Genomic DNA, 24,231 nt, shown 5'->3' with positions numbered 1-24,231 from the left:
GATGATCGCCACTGCCGACCGGTGCCGATTTGGGTCTACGCTGCGGATTCCCTACACTAGACCGGTTGCCTGTGCACCTCAGGTGTCCGGGACACAACTGAATAGTCTCCGGTGCCGGCGAAAAGCCAAGGGCATCGGCGGCGAGAACCTTCTCCAAACAACTATCCACTTCGTGGAAGGCCCACCGCAGGTCGCCGGGATTTTTCCGGCCACCGGCGCTGTATGGGAACCGCTACGAGAAAGGTTGACGGTCACCCATGACCATGACTGACCCGATCGCAGACTTCTTGACGCGTCTGCGTAACGCCAACTCGGCGTACCACGACGAGGTGACACTGCCCTCGTCGAAGATCAAGGTGAACATCGCCGAGATCCTCAAGCGCGAGGGCTACATCACCGACTACCGCACCGAAGACGCGGAGGTCGGGAAGAACCTCGTCGTCTCCCTGAAGTACGGCCCGAGTCGCGAGCGCTCCATCGCCGGTCTGCGCCGCGTCTCCAAGCCCGGCCTCCGGGTCTATGCAAAGTCCACCAACCTGCCCAAGGTTCTGGGCGGCCTCGGCGTGGCCATCATCTCCACGTCGTCGGGCCTGCTCACCGATCGCCAGGCAGCCAACCAGGGCGTGGGCGGCGAAGTCCTCGCCTACGTCTGGTAGGGGAGGTAACAACACATGTCGCGTATCGGAAAGAACCCCATCGAGATCCCCGCGGGCGTGGACGTCACCATCGACGGCCAGAACGTCACCGTTAAGGGCCCCAAGGGTGAGCTCTCGCTCACCGTCTCCGAGCCCATCTCGGTCGCCAAGGAGGACAACTCCATCGTCGTGACCCGCCCCAACGACGAGCGTCGCAGCCGCGCGCTGCACGGCCTGAGCCGTTCGCTCGTGAACAACCTCGTCGTGGGCGTCACGCAGGGCTACACCAAGAAGATGGAGATCTTCGGTGTCGGTTACCGCGTGCAGGCCAAGGGCAGCGACCTCGAGTTCGCGCTCGGTTACAGCCATCCCGTGCCGATCGAGGCCCCGGCGGGCATCACGTTCGCCGTGGAGTCCCCGACGAAGTTCTCGGTCTCGGGTATCGACAAGCAGCAAGTCGGCGAGATCTCGGCGGTCATCCGCCGCCTGCGTCGTCCGGACCCCTACAAGGGCAAGGGCATTCGCTACGAGGGTGAGCAGATCCGTCGCAAGGTCGGAAAGACGGGTAAGTAAGCCATGAGTGATTCAGCTACCAAGACAGTGCGCAAACCGATCGGCAAGGACGTCTCGACGCGTCGTCGCAAGGCGACCGGCAACCGTCACTTCCGCCTCCGCAAGAAGGTCAGCGGAACCCCGGCCCGTCCGCGTCTCGCGGTCAAGCGCAGCTCGCGCCACATCCACGTGCAGTTGATCGACGACCTGGCCGGCAAGACGCTGGCCGCGGCATCGACGATCGAGGCCGATGTGCGTGCGGCCGGCGGCGACAAGTCCGCGCAGGCCCGCAAGGTCGGCGAGCTCATCGCCGCCCGCGCCAAGGCTGCCGGCGTCGACGCCGTCGTGTTCGACCGTGGTGGCAAGGACTACCACGGCCGGATCGCCGCGCTCGCCGACGCCGCCCGCGAGGGAGGCCTGAGCTTCTGATGACCATCTCGAACAGCTACACCCACATGACCGGAGGGAACCTCTGATGCCCGGACGTCAGCGTGACGGCGGAAACGGACCCGCCGGTAACGACAACAACCAGAACAACCAGGGCGGCGGCAACGACCGTCGCGGCGGTGGCCGCGGCGACCGTCGCGATCGTGGCGGCCGCGACCAGGACCGCAACCAGCTCGAGCGCGTGGTGACCATCAACCGCGTCTCGAAGGTGGTCAAGGGCGGACGTCGTTTTTCGTTCACCGCTCTCGTGGTCGTCGGCGACGGCCAGGGCATGGTCGGCGTCGGCTACGGCAAGGCCAAGGAAGTCCCGGCCGCGATCCAGAAGGGTGTCGAGGAAGCTCGCAAGAACTTCTTCCGCGTGCCCCTGATCGCCGGCACCGTGACCCACCCGGTCCAGGGTGAGGCCGCCGCCGGTGTCGTCATGCTCCGCCCGGCCAGCCCCGGTACCGGTGTGATCGCCGGTGGCGCGGTGCGTGCCGTGCTCGAGTGCGCGGGCGTCCACGACGTCCTCGCCAAGAGCCTCGGCTCGGACAACGCCATCAACGTCGTGCACGCCACCGTCGCGGCACTCAAGATGCTGCAGCGTCCCGAAGAGGTCGCGGCCCGCCGTGGTCTGCCGATCGAGGATGTCGCTCCGGCCGGTATGCTCCGCGCTCGCGCAGGACAGGGGGTCTGATCATGGCTCAGCTGAAGATCACTCAGGTCAAGGGCACCATCGGTACCAAGAGCAACCAGCGTGACAGCCTGCGGACCCTCGGACTCAAGGGCATCCGCCAGACCGTCACCCGCGAGGACACGCCGATCAACCGCGGCCTCATCAACGCGGTTCGTCACCTCGTGACAGTCGAAGAGGTTCAAGCATGACCATCAAACTCCATCACCTTCGCCCCGCTCCGGGGTCGAAGACCGACAAGACCCGCGTGGGTCGCGGTGAGGGGTCCAAGGGTAAGACCGCCGGTCGCGGCACCAAGGGCACCAAGGCACGCAAGAACGTGCCCGCCGGCTTCGAGGGTGGCCAGATGCCGATCCACATGCGGCTGCCGAAGCTCAAGGGCTTCACCAACCGCAACCGGGTCGAGTACCAGGTCGTCAACGTCGGCGACATCGCCCGCCTGTTCCCGCAGGGCGGCACCATCGGCGTCGACGAGCTCGTCGCGGCCGGCGCCGTTCGCAAGAACAAGCTGGTGAAGGTTCTCGGCGACGGTGACCTGTCGGTCAAGGTCGACATCACCGCCGACAAGTTCACCGCCTCCGCCAAGGAGAAGATCGCCGCTGCCGGTGGCAGCGTCACCGAACTCTGACGGACACACACCGCGGTCGGGCGGCAGCATCGCTGCCGCCCGACCGGGGCGTTTCGGTGTGACTGTTAGAGTCTCAGAGGTTGTCCTGCCGGACACGCCCAAGACTGCCGCATCCCGAAAGATCATCGTCGATTGCCGAGCACACGGGGGTCGGGTCGCACCGACCCGGAACGTAGACTCGCGTGGTCGTTACTAGGAGGAGTTAGTGCTTTCCCCCCTCTTCGCGGCCATTCGGACGCCGGATCTGAGGAAGAAGATCCTCTTCGTTCTCGGCATCATCATCCTGTATCGGCTGGGAGCGACCGTCCCGTCGCCGGGTGTCGACTACCAGGCCGTGCAGGCGTGTCTCGACGAGGTCTCGTCCGGTGAGTCGAGCTCGGTCTACTCCCTGATCAACCTGTTCTCCGGCGGCGCGCTGTTGCAGCTGTCGGTGTTCGCGATCGGCATCATGCCGTACATCACGGCGGCCATCATCGTGCAGCTGCTGACCGTGGTCATCCCGCGCTTCGAGCAACTCCGCAAGGAGGGCCAGGCCGGCCAGGCCAAGATGACGCAGTACACGCGCTACCTGGCCGTGGCCCTCGCACTCCTGCAGTCGACGGGCATCGTGGCCCTCGCCGATCGTGGCCAGCTCCTTCCGCAGTCCTGTGCGCAGAGCGGCGAAGTCCTCAATGACCAGAGCATCTTCGGTCTCTCGATCATCGTGCTCGTCATGACCGCCGGCGCCTGTGTCGTCATGTGGTTCGGTGAGCTCATCACCGAGCGCGGCATCGGCAACGGCATGTCGCTGCTGATCTTCGCCGGTATCGCCGCGCGTATCCCCGCCGAAGGTCGCACCATCCTCAACAGCCGTGGCGGACTCGTCTTCGCCCTGGTCTGTGTCGCCGCGCTGATCATCGTCGCCGGCGTCGTGTTCATCGAGCAGGGTCAGCGCCGCATCCCGGTGCAGTACGCCAAGCGCATGGTGGGCCGCAAGATGTACGGCGGGTCGTCGACCTACCTGCCGCTGAAGGTCAACCAGGCCGGCGTCATCCCGGTGATCTTCGCCTCGTCGCTGCTGTATCTGCCACAGCTGATCGTCGAACTCACGCGCAATCCCGATGGGACGCAGTCGACCTGGCAGGAATACGTCACCAGGTACCTGACCGATCCGAGCAACGGCGTCTACATCGCGGTCTACTTCCTGATGATCATCTTCTTCACGTACTTCTACGTGGCGGTGACGTTCAATCCGGAGGAGCGCGCCGACGAGATGAAGAAGTACGGTGGGTTCATCCCGGGCATCCGTCCGGGAGCGCCCACGGCCGAATACCTCGGGTATGTGCTCAGTCGAATCACTCTGCCGGGCTCGATCTACCTCGGTATCATCGCGGTACTCCCGAACCTGTTCCTCGAGATCGGTAACAGCGGCAACGTCCAGAACCTGCCGTTCGGTGGTACGGCCGTACTGATCATGGTCGGCGTGGGTCTGGACACGATGAAGCAGATCAACAGTCAGTTGATGCAACGCAAGTACGAAGGATTCCTGAAGTGAGACTTGTCATTCTCGGCCCGCCCGGAGCAGGTAAAGGCACCCAGGCGGAGCTTTTGAGCGAAGCACTCGGGATCCCCCACATCTCGACCGGCGACCTCTTCCGCGCCAACATCTCCCAGGGCACCGCCGTGGGTGTGGAGGCCAAGAAGTACCTCGACGCCGGCAACCTCGTCCCGTCCGAGATCACGGTGGACATGGTCCGCGCCCGTGTCGGCGAGCCGGATGCGTCGAAGGGTTTCATCCTCGACGGTTTCCCGCGCTCGACCGAGCAGGCCGACGCGCTGAACGACATCCTGGCGAATCTCGACGCCTCGCTCGACGCCGTGCTCTCGTTCGTCGTCGACACCGACGTCGTCGTGGAGCGCATGCTGGCCCGTGGCCGCGCCGACGACACCGAAGAGGTCATCCGCAACCGGATGGACGTCTACACCCGGGAGACCGCGCCGCTGCTCGCGTACTACGGCGACCAGGTCAAGACGATCGACGCGGTCGGTGACATCCAGGGCGTCCACCAGCGCGTCCTGAGCGCGCTCGGCGCCGGCGTCTCCTGACCCGCTGCGTTCTGACCGCACAGTCTTTGACAACCGAGGAATCGCTGTAGGGCATGGGTTTTCGTAAGCGCAAGCGCGTCGTCCCCTTCCGCAGTGCGGGCGAGCTCGATGCCATGGCCGCGGCGGGCGCGGTCGTCGGGGCCGCGCTCGTCGCGGTGCGCGATGCGGCGAAGCCGGGGGTCAGCACCCTCGATCTCGACGAGGTCGCCGAATCCGTGATCCGGGGGGCCGGGGCGGTGCCCTCGTTCAAGGGCTACCACGGCTTTCCCGGATCCATCTGCAGCTCGGTGAACGACGTCGTCGTCCACGGCATCCCGTCCGCGGACGTCGTTCTCGCCGACGGCGATCTGGTGTCGATCGATTGCGGCGCCATCCTCGACGGCTGGCACGGGGACTCGGCCTGGACCTTCGGGGTCGGGGAACTGTCCACCGCCGACGAGGAACTCTCCGAGGCGACGCGGCTATCGATGGAGGCGGGTATCGCGGCCATGGTCGACGGCGCTCGCCTTACCGACATCTCCCACGCCATCGAACTCGGCACGCGCGCCGCGGAGAAGAAGTTCGGCCGGCCCTTCGGCATCGTCGACGGTTACGGCGGCCACGGCATCGGCCGCGAGATGCACATGGAACCGTTCTTGGCGAACGAGGGTGAACCCGGCAAGGGGCCGACGCTCGTGATCGGCTCCACCCTGGCCATCGAGCCGATGCTGACGCTGGGCACCACGGACACCACCGTCCTCGACGACGACTGGACAGTCGTCACCGACGACGGTTCGCGTTCCGCCCATTGGGAACACACCGTCGCGGTGACCGCCGACGGACCCCGTATCCTCACCCCGCGCCCGGTCTGACTCCACGGCAGTGCGGGATTCGTAACGGGAACCGATACGAATCCCGCACTGTAGGGCTTGAAGTTCTTGGGTGCTGTCCTGTTGTTGCGCGGTCAGTTTCGTACCAGGAGTTCGGCGAGACACGCCTCGACCGGCGTATAGGTCTGGCCCGGGCGCAGTGGCGGGAGGGCCGCTGGCCAGTAGTCGACGATCGGCCATACGGGTTGTTGCTGGGGGCGTGTCTGATCGCCGGACGTGTTGCGTCCGTGGATCTCTCGCCGCACTTGTTCGAGGTGTGCCTGCAACCGCTTGGGTATGTCGGGTCGGCGGTTGATGTGTTCGGGGTTGGGCGGGGCGCCGGGTTCGGCGTTGAGTCGCCAGAGGCAGCGGCCTTCGTCGGGTCCGGATCGGGCGATTCGGGTGGTGTATTGGCCGGGTTGGTCGCCGACCATGCGGTTGTGGCGCGGGCAGGCGGGTGCGAGGTCGTCGATGTCGGTGAGACCGCCCTTGGCCCAATCTTTGTGGGCGTGATGAAGCTCGATGTGGGTGGCGGGCTGATCGCAGCCGGGTGCCGAACACACTTCCCCGTCGGGGCGGGCGAAGGAGACGAGGCGTTGTTCGCGGGTGGCCAGACGTTTGCCCCGCCCGAAGTGCAGCGGCACAGCGGTGGCGTCTTTGAAGATCGCCAACCACGGCTGGACGTCACCGGCCATCGCGATCAGGTCCCGGATGGGAAGCAGGGTGCCGGTGGCGGTGGTGGCGAGTCCGGCTTCGCGGATGAGGTCGGAGAGGTCGGCTTTGACGATCAGTTGCACGGGCAGGCCGCGATGCGAGGTGCCGAGTGTGCCGTCGGCGAAGCCTGCGGCCAGGGCGGCGTCGAGGGCGTCGTGATTCGTTTGGGCGAGAGTGCGACCGTCGCGGTCGGCGGCGGCGGTCAGGGCGTCGGGGTCGGCGGTGCCGGCCGGTCCGGACGGTGAGGCGGGGTCGTCGGGGTTGTTGAGTCCGGGTTTGCCCCAGACCGCGAACATCATGGTGAGTCGGGCGGCGAGTGCGGGTGTCAGTGTGCCGGAGATCTTGGCGGTGCCGTCGGCGCGTTGTCGGCCGATCCACAGGCCGCGGCGTCGTTTCTGGTCGGTGTCGTCGGTCAGTGTGCCGTCGGGGTCGAGATGGGCGAGCAGGCGGGCACCGAGTTGGGTGATCTCGGCGGGGGTGTGGGCTTCGGCGATCTCGGCCATCTGTCGTTCGGCGGCGACTTTGATGTCGTGGTCGATGGTGCCGGGGATGCGGTCGAGGACGTCGAGGGTGGCTTGTACGTGCGCGGTGCCGACCGCTCCTTGTGCGAAAGCTTCGGCGAGGCAGGGGTATTCGGGTGGGAGGAGTTCGCCGCCGAGGCTGGTGCGGTGGGCGGTGGCGTCCATCTGCTTACGGCGGCGCATCGGGTTCGACACCCGCAGCTGGTGTGTCATGTACTGCATGAGGGTGCGGCAGCCGGCCTTGCGGGGCAGATCGCGAGCCTCGACCTGGTCGATCTGCCGGTCCCCGGCGACGGTGAGTCGCGCGATGGCGCGTTCGGTGGCAGAGGCGACGTCGATCAGTTCTTCGTCGGTGCACGACGACAAGTCGACGGTCTGCAACTTGTCGAGGGTGCGGTGGAGATCGGCAACCAATTCGACCGCACGAGGGGTCGGCGCGTCGGTGCCGACGTCTCGTTGGGAATCGAACACGACCTCACCCCCCTGTGGTGAATCGAATGTGGGTCCAACTCTACCGGCTATTAGGTTGGTGTGCAACGAATTTCGTCTTCTCGTGGGTGACGGACGGTTGTCGGTGGGGGATGGTAAGGCGGTTCGCGCCACAGCGCGGAGTGCATCATCTCAGCGGTTTGGTAGGCCGCGAGCAGTGATCCCATGGCGTGCGGCATCCGTCACCGATACCGTCGGCGAGATGGCCCGCACCCAAGAGATCCTCGCTACCCCACGCGGACGATTCCTCTGCGCGAACATGGCATTCCGTTACGCCACAGGTGAACGGGTCGATCAGTATCGGCGACCTCGGACATCTCCAGACGTTCAGGCCGCGATTCGGAGCGTCGACGTTGAAGGCCTCGTGGCGGCGGATGAATGGGAGCTCCTGGGTGCACTCGGGTACGCGGTGGACTTCGCTCGGTACTGGCAGCCTCCCGACGAGGAGGACATCCGCTATGCCGCACCTGAAATCGTTGCGCTCCTCGAGCCGGTAGCGGGGGTGCTGCTCCGCCATCCGGTCTGTGCATGGTGGGACGACCCGGTCGATCTCGCATTCCAGCGCGTGATCGCCTACCCGTTCGGAAGCGAGGCGCTCCCGGAGTCCGCCCTGCCATACCGGAGCGAGCGCGTGCGGTGGGATGAGTGGCGGGCCCACGTCGAAGCCGGCGAGGCGCGCTCGCGTCGGGAGTTCGAGCGCAATCCTCACCGCGCGTTCAGTGACGAGTGGTGGTCGACCCCTAATCCGCGGGGACGGTGCAGACGACGCGTGCCCGCCCGGGCCTCGGCGCGTTGCAGCTCGTCGCCGAGGAAGACACCTTGATCGGAGAGGAGGCCCGAGTCTGGATGGTGTCCGTCGGCGAACCCGCGCGGGTATACGAAGTCGCGGCACCCGCGGACTGGGCTCGGCTGGTCGACCGCTACCCACTCGAGGTGACCGCGTCGAGGAGATGGGACTGGTACAACACCACCGGACGGCATCGCCGCTGGTTCGTGCCCGACTGGCAAGCCGGCGCCGCCGACCTCGATGCCGTCCACGTGAGCGTCAACGGTTATCTGACGAGTGCGGGGATCGAGATCCCACTCCCGGAGCGGGACGGGGCCACGGTGCTGGCCGGATGGGGCCCGGATGTGACGTGGTGGCTCGACCCCGGTTCCATCCGCATCGACGATGTGCCCGTCTTGTGGCGTCGTGACGACGAATGGTGGGTTCCAACGCTGGCGGGTGACCGATCAACCAGATGACCGTGTGCGGCGGGTCGTGTCGTCGTACCGTTGACCATGCATTCCGACGTCTCCTGGCTCACCGTCGTGCGGCGGCTTCCGTTCACCGTGGCTCTCGCGGCCGCACTGCTGATCGTCGGCGCGACGACCGGATCGCTGTGGGGTAGGGCGAACGACAAGTCGTGGTATCACGAGGTGGCCTTCGGGCTCCCGGCGCTCCGAGAGGGCAAGTGGTGGACGCCGGTCAGCTCCGCGTTCGTCGAACCCGGACCCTGGCTGTACCTGCTGGCGCTGGTGGCGGTCGTCGTCGGAATGGGTTGGGCCGAATGGCAGTTGGGCACCGTGAAGGCCGTTCTGGTCGGTGTGGGCGGCCACCTGATCGCATCCCTGCTGACGGTGTTGCTGCTGTGGTTGCTTTCCTCCGAGGTCACGTCCTGGCGGTGGGCGGAACAGCTGGCCGACTCGCGTACCACCGGGGTGGGAGCGCTGGTCGTCTCGGCGGTGGCGGTGGCCTCGGCGACCGTGCGTTCGCCCTGGCGGCTACGTGTCCGGGTCCTGCTGGGGGCGATCGTCTCGGTCGCGTTCCTGTTCGAGGGGACCCTCGCCTCGGTCGAGTACGTTCTCGCCGCGATCATCATGCTGATCGTGGGGGAGAAGTTCTTCGCCACCAACGAACACGGTTGGGTGCCGCGGACCCGGCGTGAGGTCCGCATGCTGGGTTGCGCTGCCCTGCTGGTCATCGCGGGCGCGAACCTCCTGGTGTTCCAGTTCCCGGGCAGCGGGCCGCTCGGGCCGACCGACGCCGGGGACGACTCGGTCTTCACGATGCTCATCGGCCTCGTCGTCAACGTGCTCATCGCCGATCAACTCCGGCGGGGTAAGCGGTGGGCGTGGTGGGTGGCCGTCGTCCTCGGTGCGCTCAACGTCATCGCGACCCTGCTGGCGGTGATCCTGGTGGTCTTCACCGACGTGTCGTCGGAGGGCGCCGTGACGCTCGGAACCACGTTGCTCTGGGTGCTGGTCCTGGCAATCCTGATCCCCGGCCGGTTCGCGTTCGCGGTGCCGTGGCGCGTGCGTCAGGTCGGTGCGTCCGTCGACGGCGACGACCCGGTCGCCCGCGTCAAGGAACTGCTGCGCGCGCACGGCGGCGGCACGATGTCGTGGATGACGACCTGGCCGGGCAACAGCTACCAGTTCACCGGCGCTGCGGGCGATCTCGACGACCAGTCCGTCGTGACCTACCGAAAGCACGTCGGGACCATGGTGGCCCTGGCCGACCCGGTGTGCGCACCCGAGCGGTTGGCCGACGCCGTCGACGCCTTCGTCGACCTCGCGGAGAGCGCCGGCGCGACTCCGTGCTGGTTCTCGATCGGCTCGGCGACCTCGGAGATCGTCACCGGACGCGGATGGCTCAGTGTGCAGATCGCCGAGGACACGATCGTCGACCTGCCGGGTCTGGAGTTCAAGGGCAAGCCCTGGCAGCACGTGCGATCGGCGATGAACAAGGCCACCAAGCAGGACATCTCGATGCGGATGGTCTCGCTGGCCGACGAGTCGTTCGCCGTCAGGACCCAGGTGCGCGCGATCTCGGAGGAGTGGGTGGGGGACAAGGGCCTTCCCGAGATGGGATTCACCCTGGGCAGTGTCGAGGAGGCGATGGCCCCCGCGGTCCGGGTGGCACTCGCGGTGGATCCTACGGGCAACGTGCACGGCGTGCTCTCGTGGCTACCGGTGTACGCGCCGGGTGGCGACGTCGCGGGGTGGACGCTCGACATCATGCGACGCCGAACGGACGGGTTCGGGCCGGTCGTCGAGTATCTCATCGCGTCGTCGGTAGTCGCCTTCAAAGACGAGGGAGCGCAGTTCATCTCGCTGTCTGGCGCACCGCTGGCGCGAACGGGCGACTTCGACGCCGAGCCGCTCGACAAACTGCTCGACACGCTTGGTGCCGCGCTCGAGCCCTACTACGGATTCCGCTCACTGCACACCTTCAAGAAGAAGTTCAATCCCCGCTATGAGCCGGTGTATCTGGCCTTCCGGGACGAATCCGACCTGCCGCGTATCGGTGTGGCCATCTCCAGGGCGTACCTGCCGGATGCCACGACCGGTCAGCTGGTCCGGCTGGCGGCGTCACGAGGGGAGTGACCCGCCCGCCCCGGCTGTGAAGGCATCGTTCACGGGAATCGCCGCCTGAGTTCACCATCCGGTCGTCTCCGACGGCGAGACTTCGCCAGTGTCATCGGTCGACGAACATGTGCTGCCCGCAACGGGGCGGCGTCCCTGGCGAAGCTATGGGCTGTTCCTCCTGCTCGTCGTGCCGAACCTCGTCCTCCTCGGCGTGTTCACGTATCGACCGCTCGTCGAGAACATCCGGATGTCGTTCTACGACTGGAACATCGCCGAGGCGGGAGCGACGTTCGTCGGGATCGACAACTACCTCGAATGGTTCACCCGTGCCGATACCCGGGTGATCGTCGCCAACACCGTCATCTTCACGGTCGCCGCTGTCGTCGGCAGCATGGTCATCGGCATGGCGCTCGCACTGTTGCTCGACCGTAAACTGCGCGGCCGAAATCTGGTGCGATCGGCAGCTTTTGCTCCGTTCGTGCTGTCCGGGGCGGCGGTCGGCATCGCTTTCCAGTTCGTCTTCGACCCCAGTTTCGGCCTCGTCAACGACGTGATGGTGCGCCTCGGACTGGGCTCTGCACCTGACTTCTACCAGCAGCCGTCGTGGGCACTGTTCATGATCACGGTGACCTACATCTGGAAGAACCTCGGTTACGCGTTCGTCATCTATCTGGCTGCGCTGCAGGGTAAACGGACCGATCTGGACGAAGCGGCCGCGATCGACGGAGCCGGCTGGTGGACCTATTTCCGCAAGGTGCTGTTGCCGCAACTGCGGCCGACGACGTTCTTCCTGTCGATCACCGTGCTGCTCAACTCGTTACAGGTGTTCGACATCATCAACGTGATGACCCGGGGCGGCCCGTTGGGCAATGGCACCACCACGATGGTCTACCAGGTCTACGAGGAGAGTTTCGTCAACTTCCGTGCCGGCTACGGCGCCACCGTCGCGACCGTCATGTTCGTCGTCCTGCTGGCCATCACGGTGATCCAGGTGCGCATGATGGACAGGGGAGCGCGATGAGGCCCGTCACCACGAGTCCGGTGTCCGGACGGGTTGCCACGCCGGGGCGCACAGACGAGTCCAGACGTCCGCCGGCGGGCCCCGGGCAGAAGCGACGGCGCCCCGGCGGTGAGGCGATGACGCCGGCCACCCGCCGACGACTGGCCGACGCGTGCGGGTACGCGGCGATGACGGTGGTGCTGGTGATCATCGCGCTGCCCCTGGTGTGGATCCTGTTGGCGTCGTTCAAGGATCGCACCGAGATCTACGTGCAACCGGCCGTGTGGTGGCCGTCGACGTGGCGTCCAGAGAACTACGTCGAGGCCACGACGTCGATACCGTTCTGGAGCTACCTGCGCAACTCGGTCATCGTGACCTCGATCCTCGGCGTGGCCAAGTTCGTGCTGGGCGTGCTGAGCGCGTACGGGCTGGTGTTCCTGCGCTTCCCGGGCAAGAACATCGTGTTCGTCATCATCATCGCCGCGCTCATGGTGCCCAACCAGATCACCGTCATCACCAACTACGCACTGGTGGCCCAACTGGGACTGCGGAACACCTTCATCGGCATCACCCTGCCGCTCGCCGGTGTCGCATTCGGGACCTTCCTGATGCGCAACCACTTCCTGTCCATCCCGCCCGAGATCATCGAGGCGGCGCGGATGGACGGGGCAGGTCACTTCCGCCTGCTCACCAGAGTGGTGCTGCCGCTGTCGATCCCGACGATGGTCGCCTTCGCGACAATCACCCTCGTCAACGAGTGGAACGAGTACCTGTGGCCGTTCCTGATGGCCGACGACGCCTCGGTTGCCACGCTGCCCGTGGGATTGACCCTCCTGCAGAACAGCGACGGTCTCACCAACTGGGGCCCGGTCATGGCGGCGACCGTGCTCGCGATGCTGCCGATGCTCGTCCTCTTCCTGGCCCTGCAACGGCACATGATCAAAGGCCTCACCTCCGGGGCGGTCAAGGGCTGACCGGCCGGCACCCCACCAGCCAGAACACCTGGCGCGAGAACACCCCCGCGCGAGAACGACTGACACACAGACGATCGAAGGAGACGACAGATGATGAACATGTCCCGGCGCGGGTTCCTCGCCGCGTCCGCGACGGCCGCGGCCGGTGCTCTGGTGGCCGCATGCGCCGGAACCTCGGGTGACGGCGGTTCGTCGTCGGGCGACGCCTCGAAGCTGAGCTTCTGGTCGAATCACCCCGGCAAATCCATCGAGGTCGAACGAGAACTCATCTCTCGATTCGAGGCGGCCAACCCGGGCATCACCGTGCAGCTCGTCGACGCCGGCAAGAACTACGAGGAGGCGGCGCAGAAGTTCAACGCCGCGCTGTCCGGCGGCGCCGTGCCCGACATCATGATCCTGTCCGACGTCTGGTGGTTCAACTTCGCGCTCATCGGCGCGATCAGCCCCCTCGACGACCTCTTCGGCCGTGCGAACGTGAATACCGCCGACTACGTCGATTCGCTGGTCGGCGACTACAAGTGGAACAACCAGACGTGGGCGTTGCCGTACGCGCGGTCGACTCCGCTGTTCTACTACAACAAAGACGTGTGGCGCCGGGCCGGCCTGCCCGACCGCGGCCCGCAGACCTGGGACGAGTTCGACGACTGGGGCCCGCGGATCCAGACCGTGGTCGGCGGCGACAAGCGCGCGCACGGCTGGGGCAACGCGACCGACTACCTCGGATGGACCTTCCAGGGGCCGACCTGGACATTCGGCGGCGCCTACTCGAACGACTGGGAGCTGAAGTTCACCGATCCGAAGACCGTTGCGGCCGCGCAATATCTGAGCGACTCGATCAACACGAAACGGTACGCGAAGATCTCCAACGACATCGCCGGCGACTTCAGCGCCGGCATCATCGCCTCGACCATCGCCTCGACCGGCGATCTGTCGGGCATCACGGAGAACGCCGCCTTCGACTTCGGTACTGCTTTCCTGCCCGCGCCGCAGGGGGTCTCGGGTTGCCCGACGGGCGGTGCCGGTCTCGCGGTCCCGGCCAAACTGTCCGACGAGCGCAAGGTCAACGCGCTGAAGTTCATCGAGTTCATCACCAACACCGAGAACACCGCCTACTTCTCGCAGAATGTCGGCTACATGCCGGTGCGCAAATCCGCGCAGGACGACCCGTCGATGGTCGCGTTCTTGGAGAAGAACCCGAACTTCGCCACCGCCATCGAGCAGCTTCCGCGGACACAACCGCAGAACAACGCGCGGGTCTTCGTCCCCGGCGGCGACAAGATCATCGGCACCGGTTACGAGCGCATCGGCCTGCAGAACGCCGATGTCGCCGCGACCCTCGTCGACACCCAGCGCCAGATCGCGCAGATCTACGAGGCGCAGATCGCGCCGAAGCTCCCGTCATGACGGGCGACGTGGCGGGGCCGGTCGTGGGCGGGCGACGAGGGGGCCGGTCGTGGCATCGGTGACCTTCGACGGCGCGACCCGGCGCTTCGCCGACGGCCAGAAACCCGCCGTCGACTCGCTCGACCTGGCCGTCGACGACGGCGAGTTCATGGTCCTCGTGGGGCCGTCGGGATGCGGGAAGTCGACGAGTCTGCGGATGGTCGCGGGTCTTGAGTCCGTCGAGTCGGGGGCGATCCTGATCGACGACGTCGACGTCGTCGGAAGGGCGCCGAAGGCCAGGGACGTGGCGATGGTCTTCCAGAACTACGCGCTCTACACGAACATGACGGTCGCCGACAACATGGGATTCGCGCTGCGCAACGCCGGGATGAGCAAGGCGGACACCGCGTCCCGGGTCGGTGAGGTCGCCGAGATGCTGGAACTCACACCGCTTCTCGACCGCAAACCGGCGAAGCTGTCCGGTGGGCAGCGACAGCGGGTCGCGATGGGTCGTGCCATCGTGCGACGTCCCAAGGTGTTCTGCATGGACGAGCCGTTGTCGAATCTCGACGCCAAGTTGCGGGTGAGCACGCGTGCCCAGATCGCGGCCATGCAGCGGGAACTCGGCATCACGACGCTCTACGTGACCCACGACCAGGTCGAGGCGATGACCATGGGGCACCGGGTCGCCGTGCTCGATCACGGTGTGCTGCAACAGGTCGGGAGTCCGCGCGAGATCTACTCGCGGCCCGCGAACCTGTTCGTGGCGTCGTTCATGGGCTCACCGCAGATGTGTCTGATCGACGCCCGGGTGGACGCGGGCATCGTACGCCTCGGTGGCGCCGAGGTCCGGGTTCCGCCGTCGGTGCTGTCGTCGGCGTCCGCGGGCGACGTCGTCGTCGGTCTGCGTGCCGAGTCGTGGCAGGTGTCGGCTGCACCGCAGGCCGGGAACCTCACCGCAACGGTCGATCTCGTCGAGGAACTGGGGGCCGAACAGTTCGTCTACTGCAGCGCGGACGTCCGGTTGCGCGGGAGTCGCATCGTCATCCGTGTCGATCATCGCCGGACGATCGAGGTCGGTGACGTGATCGGGCTGACCCCGGAGGTCGACGAGACGTACTGGTTCGATCCGATCAGCGGGGTCGCCCTCGACGACCCGCGTCGTCACGACCTCAGCGCGGGACCGAAACCTCTTCGGTGATCGCGGCTTCGGACAGGGAGATGCGATCGGGACGGCTGTAGATCACCATCGACTCGCCGCGAGAGAAGCCGACGAGCGTGATGCCGAGGTCGTCGGCGGCGTCGGCCGCCAGTGACGACGGCGCGGAGACCGCGCAAAGCATCGGGATTCCCGCCATCGCGGCTTTCTGGACGAGTTCGAAGCTCGCGCGGCCGGAGACCTGGAGGACGGTGCCCGACAGGGGTAGTCGGTCGGCGAGAACCGCCCACCCGATCACCTTGTCCACGGCGTTGTGCCGGCCGACGTCCTCCCGGACGGCGAGCATGCGACCATCGGCGTCGAACAGTGCGGCGGCGTGCAGGCCACCGGTCTTGTCGAAGACGCTCTGTTCGGCGCGCAACCGGTCGGGGAGGTCCAGGACCGTCCCGGCGGCCACGGTCATGGTGTCGGCGGCGGGATCATGGACCGACGCGGTGTGGACCGCGGCGATGCTGTCCTTGCCGCAGATGCCGCATGCACTCGTGACGGGGTTGGTGCGGACCAGCTCGGAACCGGGTGGCGGCACATGCGGGGCGAGCGTCGCGTCGATGACGTTGTAGGTGTTGGCGCCCTGTGCGTCGGTGCCTGCGCAGTAACGGGCCGTCGAGTAATCCGCGCCGGTGGTCACCACACCTTCGGAGACCAGGTAGCCGGCGACCAGTTCGAAGTCGTGGCCGGGAGTGCGCATGGTGACCGCGAGTGTGCGCCCGCCGACCCGGATCTCGAGCGGCTCTTCGACGGCCAAGGTGTCCGCGCGCTGTGTCGGCTCAGCGCCGCGTCGGACACGGGTGACGCGGCGGCGTGCGGTGATTCGTCCCACCGGCACCACGGTAGTCCTGCGACTGTTTGTGTCTGCGGTCTCAGACGTCGAGCACCAGGGTGACCGGGCCGTCGTTGACGAGACCGACTTCCATGTGCGCGCCGAAACGGCCGGTGGCCACCGTCGCGCCGGCGGCCCGGAGCGCGTCGACCACCGCGTCGACCAGCGGTTCGGCGACGGGCCCGGGCGCGGCGGCATTCCACGAGGGGCGCCGGCCCTTTGCGGTGTTGGCATAGAGCGTGAACTGGCTGATCACCAGAATCGGGGCGCCGAGGTCGGCGGCGGCCCGTTCGGGGCCGTCCCCGCCGTCGAAGATCCGCAGGCGCCAGATCTTGTCGGCCAGCTTGCTCGCGTGGTCGACGGTGTCGTCGTGCGTGACCCCCACCAGGGCGACGAGGCCCGCGGCGCCGGGCGGGATGTCGAGCTCGCCGACGACCTCGCCGTCGACGCTCACACTCGCTTGGCTGACGCGCTGGAGAACGGCGCGCATCGATCCTCCGATCTCCGGGTGCGGTGCACGGACGGGGTGTTCAGTCCAGCGCGAACGTGACCGTGACGGTGAAGGTGAGTTCCTGCTGGCCGGGCTCGACCGGTACGGGCGCGGCCGCCACGTCGCGTTCGAAGGTACCGGGCGAGACCGGCTGTTCCTGGCCGCTGGTGCTCTCCTTGATGGTCAGCACGTCGCCGAGCGAGTCGCCGGCGAGACCGGCGTACTGCTGTGCGCGGCCCCGGGCGTCGGTGAACGCGGCTTCGCGCGCCTTCTCGAGGAGTTCCGAGTCGTCGTCGATGGCGAAGGCGACGTTGTTGATGCGCGTGGTGTCCCCACCGGCGGTCGCGGCGGCGCTCAGCACGGTCGACGCCGTAGAGATGTCGCGGATGGTCACGCGGATGGTGTTGGTCGCGGTGTATCCACTGATCTGGCTCGAACCGCCGGGTGCGGCACTCGAATACTGCGGGTTCACCGACACCTGCTGCGTGGCGACGTCCTTGCGCTCCACTCCGGCCGCGACGACCGCGTCGGTGACCGCGGTGACCTTGGCGCTCGTCTCGTTCAGCGCGGTCGTCACATCGGACGCGGTCGCCTCCACGCCGATGTCGGCGCGCAGGGTGTCCGGGGTGCCGCTGACCTGGCCCGACCCGACGACGGTCACCGACCGTGGCTGCCCGCCGGTGTCGCTGCCGCACCCGGCCACCACCAGGACCACGGCGGCGAGCGCCGCGAGGACCGATGTCGTCCGGAGTGCGGGGCGCAGTGTGTCGGCGCCGCGTGTACTCGTCATCGGTCGACCGGGTCGCGCATCAGCAGGGCCAGGAGCCACCCGACCACCGACACGACGATGGCGCCGAAGATCGCCGACCAGAAGAAGTCGTCGACCTCGAGCCCCCAGTGCGTGGTGTTGCGGGTGATCCACGCGGTGAGCTCCAGCATCAACGCGTTGATGACGATGTGGATCAGACCGAGCGTGAGGATGTAGAAGGGGATCGCGATGATCTGCACGATCGGTTTGATGATCGCGTTCAGGACGCCGAAGATCACGGCGACCACCAAGGCGATACCGACCTTCTCGGCGGTCGTCGAACCGCCCACGAAGTCGATGCCCGGCACGATCAGCGTCGCGACCCACAGGGCCACCGCGGTCAGCACGGTGCGGACGAGGAAGGCAAGCATGAGCGACAGTGTGCCAGCACCCTCGCCTCAACCATCGATCTGATCGCGACGGAACGTCATCATGGCGCGGATCGCGTCGTCTGACGGAGGGGCGTCGGGCTCGAGACGTACGGTGCCCTTCTGGACGTCGAAACCCGCGAGAAAGGGCCGCCCGGCGTCGACCGCCTCGGGGCTGAACGGGTACAGCCCGACGTGCTTCTTCGTGCGCATCACCGACAGGAGCGGGCTACCGCGATACGTCAGGGCCTCCCATCCCGTAGCCCTTGCCCTGCGTGGTGCCGGGGACCGTGTGGCGGGAGACGTCATAGATCCGGGAGATGACCGCGCGGTCGGCCGGGGCGAGCCCGTCGAGATAGTCGTCGACCGTCCCCATCCGCTTCGGACCTCCTTGCGACGCCGCGCACGCATTTGGCCTGGCCTGCCTGTTCGCGTAGCATGGACCGTCGGTGCGCATCGCGCGCCGGGCCTCGGCGTGTCAGCACGTGGGTCCGGTCGGCGCACACCGGGTGCAGGTCCTCGCGGACCGGTGCCCACACCCTAACGGACAAACACTGATTCAACCCGGCCAATGGGCCGCGACGTCGCCCAGATGTCGTGGTCGGAGGCCAGGATCGCGGAGGACATGGCGAAGAAAGACGGGGCCATCGAGGTCGAGGGTCGAGTGATCGAACCCCTGCCCAATGCGATGTTTCGTATTGAGCTGGAGAACGGACACAAGGTTCTCGCCCACATCAGCGGCAAGATGCGGCAGCACTACATCCGCATCCTGCCCGAGGACCGGGTCGTCGTGGAACTCTCGCCCTACGACCTGGCTCGTGGGCGAATCGTGTACCGCTACAAGTAGGACTTTCCCGGCGTCGCCGGGGACAGACTTCCCGGACATCCGTTCGGGAGGAGACCGACACCCACGTGTACGGCCGTTTCGGCGTGCGCGCGGGCGAGCCGAGCAGGAGAGATTGACGTGAAGGTTCAGCCGAGCGTCAAGCCGATCTGCGAGAAGTGCAAGGTGATCCGCCGTAACGGTCGGGTCATGGTGATCTGCGAGAACCTGCGTCACAAGCAGCGTCAGGGCTGATCACGCGCACCCTCCGGGTCGCTTGAGTCAGAACAACTGAAGATCGACAACTGAATACAACAGGACCTCCCAACACCAGCGGCGACAGACGCGTCACCGCCTACCTCCGGATCAGAGGCCGGAGCCCACGAGGCCGGACACACGGTTCGGCACCAGCTCGCGGGACGGACTGGGAGCAGACCTCTGAGAATCGAAAAGGAAATCCGCCACATGGCACGTGTTGCTGGTGTGGATCTCCCCCGCGAGAAGCGGCTGGAGATCGCACTGACCTACATCTACGGAGTTGGGCGTACCACCTCCAAGGAGATCCTCGAGGGAACGGGCCTGAGCCCTGACCTCCGAGCGAAGGATCTCACCGACGCAGACGTCTCGAAGCTGCGTGAGTACATCGAAGCCTCGGTGAAGGTCGAGGGTGACCTCCGTCGCGAGGTGCAGGCCGACATCCGTCGCAAGATCGAGATCGGCTGCTACCAGGGTCTGCGCCACCGTCGTGGCCTGCCCGTTCGTGGACAGCGCACCAAGACCAATGCCCGCACTCGCAAGGGCCCGAAGAAGACCATCGCCGGGAAGAAGAAGTAATGCCTCCGAAGTCACGTAGCGCAGGCCCCAAGAAGGGCACCCGCCGTCGCGATAAGAAGAACGTCCCGCACGGCCACGCACACATCAAGTCGACGTTCAACAACACCATCGTGTCGATCAGCGATCCCAGCGGCAACATCATCAGCTGGGCATCGTCGGGCCACGTCGGTTTCAAGGGCTCGCGCAAGAGCACCCCGTTCGCGGCTCAGCTCGCGGCCGAGAACGCTGCGCGCAAGGCCCAGGAGCACGGCGTCAAGAAGGTCGACGTGTTCGTCAAGGGACCGGGTTCGGGTCGCGAGACCGCCATCCGCTCCCTGCAGGCAGCCGGCCTCGAGGTCGGCACCATTTCCGATGTCACCCCGCAGCCGCACAACGGTTGCCGTCCGCCCAAGCGGCGTCGGGTCTAGCGGGAAAGGGAGGAACAGAGAAACATGGCTCGTTATACCGGCCCCGCAACCAAGAAGTCTCGTCGTCTTCGCGTCGACCTGATCGGTGGAGACGCTGCCTTCGAGCGTCGCCCCTACCCGCCCGGCCAGCACGGCCGCTCGCGGATCAAGGAGAGCGAGTACCTGCTCCAGCTGCAGGAGAAGCAGAAGGCGCGCTTCACCTACGGCGTCCTGGAGAAGCAGTTCCGCCGCTACTACGAAGAGGCGAACCGTCGCACCGGCAAGACCGGTGACGAACTGCTGAAGATCCTCGAGACCCGTCTCGACAACGTGATCTACCGCTCCGGCATCGCGCGTACCCGTCGCCAGGCCCGCCAGCTGGTCAGCCACGGCCACTTCACCGTCAACGGTGTGAAGGTCGACGTGCCCAGCTACCGCGTCAGCCAGTACGACATCATCGATGTCCGCCCGAAGTCGCTGCAGACCGTCCCGTTCCAGATCGCCAAGGAGCTCGTCGGCGATCGTCCGGTTCCGGGTTGGCTCCAGGTCGTGCCGTCGACCCTGCGTGTTCTCGTGCACAGCGTGCCCGAGCGTGCCCAGATCGATGTCCCGCTGACCGAGCAGCTCATCGTCGAGTTCTACTCGAAGTAACACCGCCCGACAGCAACAGCTGTTCGGTACACCCCTCGAGGCCGTCATATAGCGGGCGGCCAAAGGAGAGATCCACAGAATGCTCATCTCACAGCGACCCACCCTCACCGAGGAAGTCCTCGCCGAGAATCGCTCGAAGTTCGTCATCGAGCCGCTCGAGCCGGGCTTCGGCTACACCCTCGGCAACTCACTGCGTCGTACCCTGCTCAGCTCGATCCCGGGTGCAGCCATCACCAGCATCCGCATCGACGGTGTCCTCCACGAGTTCACCACCGTGGCCGGGGTCAAGGAGGATGTCACCGACATCATCCTGAACCTCAAGGGCCTCGTGGTCAGCTCGGACGAGGACGAGCCGGTCACCATGTACGTGCGCAAGCAGGGTCCGGGCACCGTCACCGGTGCCGACATCGTGCCCCCGGCCGGTGTCACCGTGCACAACCCCGATCTGCACATCGCCACCCTGAACGACAAGGGCAAGCTCGAGATCGAGCTCGTCGTCGAGCGGGGCCGCGGCTACGTCCCGGCCGTGCAGAACAAGGCGTCGGGTGCCGAGATCGGCCGCATCCCGGTCGACTCGATCTACTCGCCGGTGCTCAAGGTGACCTACAAGGTCGAGGCCACCCGTGTCGAACAGCGCACCGACTTCGATCGACTGGTGCTCGATGTGGAGACCAAGAACTCGATCAGTGCGCGTGACGCACTGGCGTCGGCGGGCAAGACCCTGGTGGAGCTGTTCGGGCTCGCCCGGGAGCTCAACGTCGAGGCCGAGGGCATCGAGATCGGGCCGTCGCCGGCCGAGGCCGACCACATCGCGTCGTTCAGCCTGCCGATCGAGGATCTCGAGCTGACCGTTCGTTCCTACAACTGCCTCAAGCGCGAGGGTGTGCACACCGTCGGCGAGCTGGTTGCGCGGACCGAGTCGGATCTGCTCGACATCCGCAACTTCGGTCAGAAGTCGATCGACGAGGTCAAGGTCAAGCTGCACGCGCTCGGCCTGTCCCTCAAGGACAGCCCGGCCAGCTTCGATCCGTCGCAGGTCGCGGGTTACGACCCGGCCACCGGCACGTGGTCGGAAGACGCGTCCTTCGACGCCGATTCCGGTGAGGATTTCGCGGAGACCGAGCAGCTGTAGTCGCTACGACGCGGCGGTAGCTGTCACTGCCCAACCCTGACTTCCGCATCGAGTGATGCGGGGTCCTCCTAGGAGAAGACAATGCCCAAGCCCACCAAGGGTGCCCGCCTCGGCGGGTCGGCCAGCCACCAGAAGGCGATGCTGGCGAATCTCGCCACCTCGCTCTTCGAGCACGGCCGCATCACCACCACGGAAGCCAAGGCCAAGCGCCTGCGTCCGTACGCGGAGAAGATCATCACGCACGCCAAGGCCGGCAAGCTGGCCAACCGCCGTGAGGTGCTGAAGGACATCCGTGACAAGGACGTCGTGCACACGCTGTTCGACGAGATCGGCCCGTTCTTCGCCGATCGTCCCGGTGGCTACACCCGCATCATCAAGACGCTGCCGCGCAAGGGCGACAACGCCCCCATGGCCGTGATCGAGCTGGTGCGCGAGTCCACCGCGTCGAGCGAGGCCAGCCGCGCGACCCGCGTCGCCGCCTCCAAGAAGGCCGCCGAGGACAAGCTCGACGCCACCGAAGAGGTTGTCGCTGATACCGATTCGGCTGACGCGAACGTGGTGGAGGCCGTCGAGGCCGACGCCACCGATGCCGAGGTCGCCAACGCCGAGGCTGTCGCCGAGGCTATCGACGACGAGTCCACCGCCGCGACCGCTCCCGATGCCGAGGCAGCCGGAGCCGACGTCGACGGTGAGAAGAAGTAGTCGACTGAGTCGAGAACCGCAGACCGAACCCGTCGGCGCCGATTCCGGTGCCGGCGGGTTCTGTCGTCTCCGCTTCGACATCTCGTACGACGGCACCGACTTCGCCGGATGGGCACGGCAGGTCGGCCAGCGCAGCGTGTGCGAGGAACTCGAGACCAGGTTGTCGACGGTCCTGCGGGTGCCGGTGCGGCTGACGGTGGCGGGGCGCACCGACGCCGGTGTGCATGCCACTGGGCAGGTCGCGCACGCCGAGGTTCCGAAGTCGGTACTGGAGACCCGATCGATCGCCGGTGATCCCGCGACGCTCGTCGGGCGTCTCGCGAAGATGTGTCCCGATGACGTCCGGGTGACGGCCGTGCGCGTTGTCCCGGAGGAGTTCGACGCTCGGTTCTCGGCGCTGCGCCGGCATTACCGCTATCGGTTGACCGATGCACGGTGGGGTGCCGAACCGGTGGTCGCGCGGACGACCGCGACATGGCGTCGGCCGCTCGACGTCGAAGCGTTGAACGCGGCATCGTCGGAGTTGCTCGGCCTGAACGACTTCGCGGCGTTCTGCCGTCGGCGGGAGGGTGCGACCACGATCCGGGAACTGCAGCGGTTCTCTTGGAGACGGGACGCCGAAGGAGTCCTCGTCGGCGAGGTGAGCGCGGACGCGTTCTGCTGGTCGATGGTGCGGTCGCTGGTCGGCGCGGTCGCGAGTGTGGGCGACGGCAGGCGCGACATCGACTGGTGCCGTGGGCTTCTCGATGAGCGAACCCGCAGCAGTCAGGTCCCCGTCGCCGAGGCCCGGGGTCTGTGCCTGGTCGGCGTCGACTATCCCGCCGACGACGAACTCGCCGCCCGCAACACGGTGACCCGTGACGTGCGCGGGTCGACCGGTTGCTGTGGTGGGTGACCACCCGCCGTCTCGACGGCGAGCCCGGAGTTGTTGTGACACAAGGAGGCCCCGGGGACAGATCCCCGGGGCCTCCTCGAGCGCAGCGGTCAGTTGCCCAGCTTGAGGCCGTTCTTGTCCCGAACACTGCCGGTCAGCATCATGATGCCGTCGACCAGCGCCCAGATGGCGACACCGAAGATGATGACGAACCCGATCAAGAAGATCGCGGTGATGTAGCCGAGGATCGTCAGGCCGAGTTGGATCGCGCCGGTGGTGTTGTCGCCGATGTAGAAGCGGCCGACGCCCAGGCTGCCCAGGAAGATCTGCAGCAGGCCGGCAACCAGCTTCGACTTGTCGGACAGCGGCTCGCCGGTGGACGGGTCACGGCCGTAGGGAGCAGTGGGGTCGGGTGCGCCGCCGTAGCCGTAACCGGGCGCCGCGGGATACCCGCCCTGCGGAGCCCCGTACTGCTGGGGTGCGCCGTACTGCTGCGGTGCCCCGAACTGCTGGCCCCCGAACTGCTGGTCGCCGTACTGCTGGGGTGCCCCGTACTGCTGGTTCCCGTATTGCTGGTCGCCGTACTGCTGGCTCCCGTACTGCTGGTCGCCGTACTGGGGATTGCCGACGCCGGGCTGCGAGGTCCCGGCGGTGCCGAACTCCGAACCCCCCGGCTGCTGGCCGGGGTCGGTGCCGTACGACGGCGAGGCGTCGGCCGGTGGCTGCTTGACGAACGGGTCGTGGGGCTTGTCGCCCGGGTTGTCTGGTGTGGTCATCGGGTGGTCCTCCTCGTGACTGGATGGAGCGGCGTGCTCATCTCGAAC

The 24,231-nt window shown here is 66.6% G+C and carries 31 protein-coding genes; 23 read left to right on the top strand and 8 right to left on the bottom strand.

Annotation, left to right across the window (positions count from 1 at the left end):
- The first annotated feature begins 257 nt into the window (after positions 1-257).
- The 9 genes from rpsH to map all read left to right on the top strand — a co-directional run bounded on the left by rpsH (position 258) and on the right by map (position 5,871).
- The gene (gene rpsH / locus AS181_RS12940; RefSeq protein ID WP_004023571.1) at positions 258-656 is read left to right on the top strand and encodes a 30S ribosomal protein S8; all 399 of its coding nucleotides are present in this window, start codon (positions 258-260) and stop codon (positions 654-656) included.
- 15 nt (positions 657-671) lie between these two features.
- Positions 672-1,208 (top strand): 50S ribosomal protein L6, encoded by a 537-nt coding sequence (gene rplF, locus AS181_RS12935; protein ID WP_058251979.1) that lies wholly within the window; start codon positions 672-674, stop codon positions 1,206-1,208.
- Between the two features lie 3 nt (positions 1,209-1,211).
- Complete coding sequence (gene rplR / locus AS181_RS12930; RefSeq protein ID WP_058251978.1) at positions 1,212-1,616, top strand: 50S ribosomal protein L18; 405 nt, start codon at positions 1,212-1,214, stop codon at positions 1,614-1,616.
- A 46-nt stretch (positions 1,617-1,662) separates the two neighbouring features.
- A complete protein-coding gene (gene rpsE / locus AS181_RS12925; RefSeq protein ID WP_058251977.1) occupies positions 1,663-2,310 on the top strand; it encodes a 30S ribosomal protein S5 in 648 nt (215 codons plus the stop codon).
- 2 nt (positions 2,311-2,312) lie between these two features.
- The gene (rpmD, locus tag AS181_RS12920) at positions 2,313-2,498 is read left to right on the top strand and encodes a 50S ribosomal protein L30 (RefSeq protein ID WP_058251976.1); all 186 of its coding nucleotides are present in this window, start codon (positions 2,313-2,315) and stop codon (positions 2,496-2,498) included.
- Positions 2,495-2,935 (top strand): 50S ribosomal protein L15, encoded by a 441-nt coding sequence (rplO, locus tag AS181_RS12915; RefSeq protein WP_058251975.1) that lies wholly within the window; start codon positions 2,495-2,497, stop codon positions 2,933-2,935. The genes rpmD and rplO overlap by 4 nt, the downstream gene beginning before the upstream one ends.
- 205 nt (positions 2,936-3,140) lie before the next feature.
- Positions 3,141-4,469, top strand: a complete 1,329-nt coding sequence (secY, locus tag AS181_RS12910) for a preprotein translocase subunit SecY (RefSeq protein ID WP_058251974.1) — start codon at positions 3,141-3,143, stop codon at positions 4,467-4,469.
- A complete protein-coding gene (locus tag AS181_RS12905) occupies positions 4,466-5,020 on the top strand; it encodes an adenylate kinase (protein ID WP_004023564.1) in 555 nt (184 codons plus the stop codon). Before secY ends, AS181_RS12905 begins: the two co-directional genes overlap by 4 nt.
- 53 nt (positions 5,021-5,073) lie before the next feature.
- The gene (gene map, locus AS181_RS12900; RefSeq protein WP_058251973.1) at positions 5,074-5,871 is read left to right on the top strand and encodes a type I methionyl aminopeptidase; all 798 of its coding nucleotides are present in this window, start codon (positions 5,074-5,076) and stop codon (positions 5,869-5,871) included.
- A 92-nt stretch (positions 5,872-5,963) separates the two neighbouring features.
- On the opposite strand, the gene AS181_RS12895 is transcribed toward map, so the two are convergent.
- Positions 5,964-7,574: an HNH endonuclease signature motif containing protein gene (locus AS181_RS12895; protein ID WP_058251972.1), complete on the bottom strand. Its 1,611-nt coding sequence runs from the start codon at positions 7,572-7,574 to the stop codon at positions 5,964-5,966.
- A 774-nt stretch (positions 7,575-8,348) separates the two neighbouring features.
- On the opposite strand from AS181_RS12895, the gene AS181_RS25410 reads away from it, so the two are divergent.
- The 6 genes from AS181_RS25410 (at position 8,349) to AS181_RS12865 (ending at position 15,501) form a co-directional block, all read left to right on the top strand.
- Positions 8,349-8,837, top strand: coding sequence for a hypothetical protein (locus tag AS181_RS25410; RefSeq protein WP_231742417.1), 489 nt, complete (start codon positions 8,349-8,351; stop codon positions 8,835-8,837).
- 36 nt (positions 8,838-8,873) lie between these two features.
- On the top strand, positions 8,874-10,961 hold the full coding sequence (locus AS181_RS12885; protein WP_058251971.1) for a bifunctional lysylphosphatidylglycerol flippase/synthetase MprF: 2,088 nt from the start codon (positions 8,874-8,876) through the stop codon (positions 10,959-10,961).
- 88 nt (positions 10,962-11,049) lie between these two features.
- Positions 11,050-11,964, top strand: coding sequence for a carbohydrate ABC transporter permease (locus AS181_RS12880; RefSeq protein WP_175404323.1), 915 nt, complete (start codon positions 11,050-11,052; stop codon positions 11,962-11,964).
- Positions 11,965-12,080: 116 nt separating this feature from the next.
- Positions 12,081-12,917 carry a carbohydrate ABC transporter permease gene (locus AS181_RS12875; RefSeq protein ID WP_058251970.1) on the top strand — a complete coding sequence of 279 codons (837 nt, stop codon included), beginning with the start codon at positions 12,081-12,083 and terminating at the stop codon, positions 12,915-12,917.
- A gap of 90 nt (positions 12,918-13,007) precedes the next feature.
- On the top strand, positions 13,008-14,321 hold the full coding sequence (locus AS181_RS12870) for an ABC transporter substrate-binding protein (protein WP_058251969.1): 1,314 nt from the start codon (positions 13,008-13,010) through the stop codon (positions 14,319-14,321).
- A 49-nt stretch (positions 14,322-14,370) separates the two neighbouring features.
- Complete coding sequence (locus AS181_RS12865; protein WP_058251968.1) at positions 14,371-15,501, top strand: ABC transporter ATP-binding protein; 1,131 nt, start codon at positions 14,371-14,373, stop codon at positions 15,499-15,501.
- Here the strand turns inward: AS181_RS12865 and fdhD are convergent.
- From fdhD to AS181_RS25400, 6 genes are read right to left on the bottom strand one after another with little or no spacing between them, the layout of a single operon-like run.
- A complete protein-coding gene (gene fdhD, locus AS181_RS12860) occupies positions 15,473-16,339 on the bottom strand; it encodes a formate dehydrogenase accessory sulfurtransferase FdhD (RefSeq protein WP_058252026.1) in 867 nt (288 codons plus the stop codon). The genes AS181_RS12865 and fdhD overlap by 29 nt on opposite strands.
- A 40-nt stretch (positions 16,340-16,379) precedes the next feature.
- Positions 16,380-16,829 carry a D-aminoacyl-tRNA deacylase gene (dtd, locus tag AS181_RS12855; protein WP_058251967.1) on the bottom strand — a complete coding sequence of 150 codons (450 nt, stop codon included), beginning with the start codon at positions 16,827-16,829 and terminating at the stop codon, positions 16,380-16,382.
- Between the two features lie 40 nt (positions 16,830-16,869).
- Positions 16,870-17,619: an SIMPL domain-containing protein gene (locus AS181_RS12850; protein WP_058251966.1), complete on the bottom strand. Its 750-nt coding sequence runs from the start codon at positions 17,617-17,619 to the stop codon at positions 16,870-16,872.
- Positions 17,616-18,008, bottom strand: a complete 393-nt coding sequence (locus AS181_RS12845; RefSeq protein WP_058251965.1) for a phage holin family protein — start codon at positions 18,006-18,008, stop codon at positions 17,616-17,618. The genes AS181_RS12850 and AS181_RS12845 overlap by 4 nt, the downstream gene beginning before the upstream one ends.
- A 27-nt stretch (positions 18,009-18,035) precedes the next feature.
- Positions 18,036-18,218 (bottom strand): hypothetical protein, encoded by a 183-nt coding sequence (locus AS181_RS25405; RefSeq protein WP_231742409.1) that lies wholly within the window; start codon positions 18,216-18,218, stop codon positions 18,036-18,038.
- 16 nt (positions 18,219-18,234) lie between these two features.
- Positions 18,235-18,381, bottom strand: a complete 147-nt coding sequence (locus AS181_RS25400) for a hypothetical protein (RefSeq protein ID WP_231742405.1) — start codon at positions 18,379-18,381, stop codon at positions 18,235-18,237.
- A gap of 249 nt (positions 18,382-18,630) precedes the next feature.
- Between AS181_RS25400 and infA the strand changes: the two genes are divergently transcribed.
- From infA to truA, 8 genes are all read left to right on the top strand, one after another.
- On the top strand, positions 18,631-18,852 hold the full coding sequence (infA, locus tag AS181_RS12835) for a translation initiation factor IF-1 (RefSeq protein ID WP_004023539.1): 222 nt from the start codon (positions 18,631-18,633) through the stop codon (positions 18,850-18,852).
- A gap of 117 nt (positions 18,853-18,969) precedes the next feature.
- Positions 18,970-19,083, top strand: a complete 114-nt coding sequence (rpmJ, locus tag AS181_RS12830) for a 50S ribosomal protein L36 (protein WP_005207978.1) — start codon at positions 18,970-18,972, stop codon at positions 19,081-19,083.
- A 210-nt stretch (positions 19,084-19,293) separates the two neighbouring features.
- Positions 19,294-19,662: a 30S ribosomal protein S13 gene (gene rpsM / locus AS181_RS12825; protein WP_004023537.1), complete on the top strand. Its 369-nt coding sequence runs from the start codon at positions 19,294-19,296 to the stop codon at positions 19,660-19,662.
- Positions 19,662-20,069, top strand: a complete 408-nt coding sequence (gene rpsK / locus AS181_RS12820; RefSeq protein ID WP_004023536.1) for a 30S ribosomal protein S11 — start codon at positions 19,662-19,664, stop codon at positions 20,067-20,069. Before rpsM ends, rpsK begins: the two co-directional genes overlap by 1 nt.
- Before the next feature lie 24 nt (positions 20,070-20,093).
- The gene (rpsD, locus tag AS181_RS12815; protein ID WP_058251964.1) at positions 20,094-20,699 is read left to right on the top strand and encodes a 30S ribosomal protein S4; all 606 of its coding nucleotides are present in this window, start codon (positions 20,094-20,096) and stop codon (positions 20,697-20,699) included.
- 79 nt (positions 20,700-20,778) lie between these two features.
- Positions 20,779-21,831 (top strand): DNA-directed RNA polymerase subunit alpha, encoded by a 1,053-nt coding sequence (locus AS181_RS12810; protein ID WP_058251963.1) that lies wholly within the window; start codon positions 20,779-20,781, stop codon positions 21,829-21,831.
- An 81-nt stretch (positions 21,832-21,912) separates the two neighbouring features.
- Entirely contained in the window at positions 21,913-22,533 is a 621-nt protein-coding gene (rplQ, locus tag AS181_RS12805; protein WP_058251962.1) for a 50S ribosomal protein L17, read from the top strand.
- Complete coding sequence (truA, locus tag AS181_RS12800; RefSeq protein ID WP_082652932.1) at positions 22,490-23,428, top strand: tRNA pseudouridine(38-40) synthase TruA; 939 nt, start codon at positions 22,490-22,492, stop codon at positions 23,426-23,428. Before rplQ ends, truA begins: the two co-directional genes overlap by 44 nt.
- Positions 23,429-23,517: 89 nt before the next feature.
- On the opposite strand, the gene AS181_RS12795 is transcribed toward truA, so the two are convergent.
- Positions 23,518-24,183 (bottom strand): TM2 domain-containing protein, encoded by a 666-nt coding sequence (locus AS181_RS12795; RefSeq protein ID WP_058251961.1) that lies wholly within the window; start codon positions 24,181-24,183, stop codon positions 23,518-23,520.
- Positions 24,184-24,231: the final 48 nt, after the last annotated feature.

It is taken from the genome of Gordonia sp. SGD-V-85 (genome assembly GCF_001456905.1).
GTDB lineage: Bacteria > Actinomycetota > Actinomycetes > Mycobacteriales > Mycobacteriaceae > Gordonia > Gordonia hongkongensis.
The sequence above is the reverse complement of the archived record's forward strand: the minus strand, read 5'-3'. Positions and strand labels throughout refer to the sequence as shown.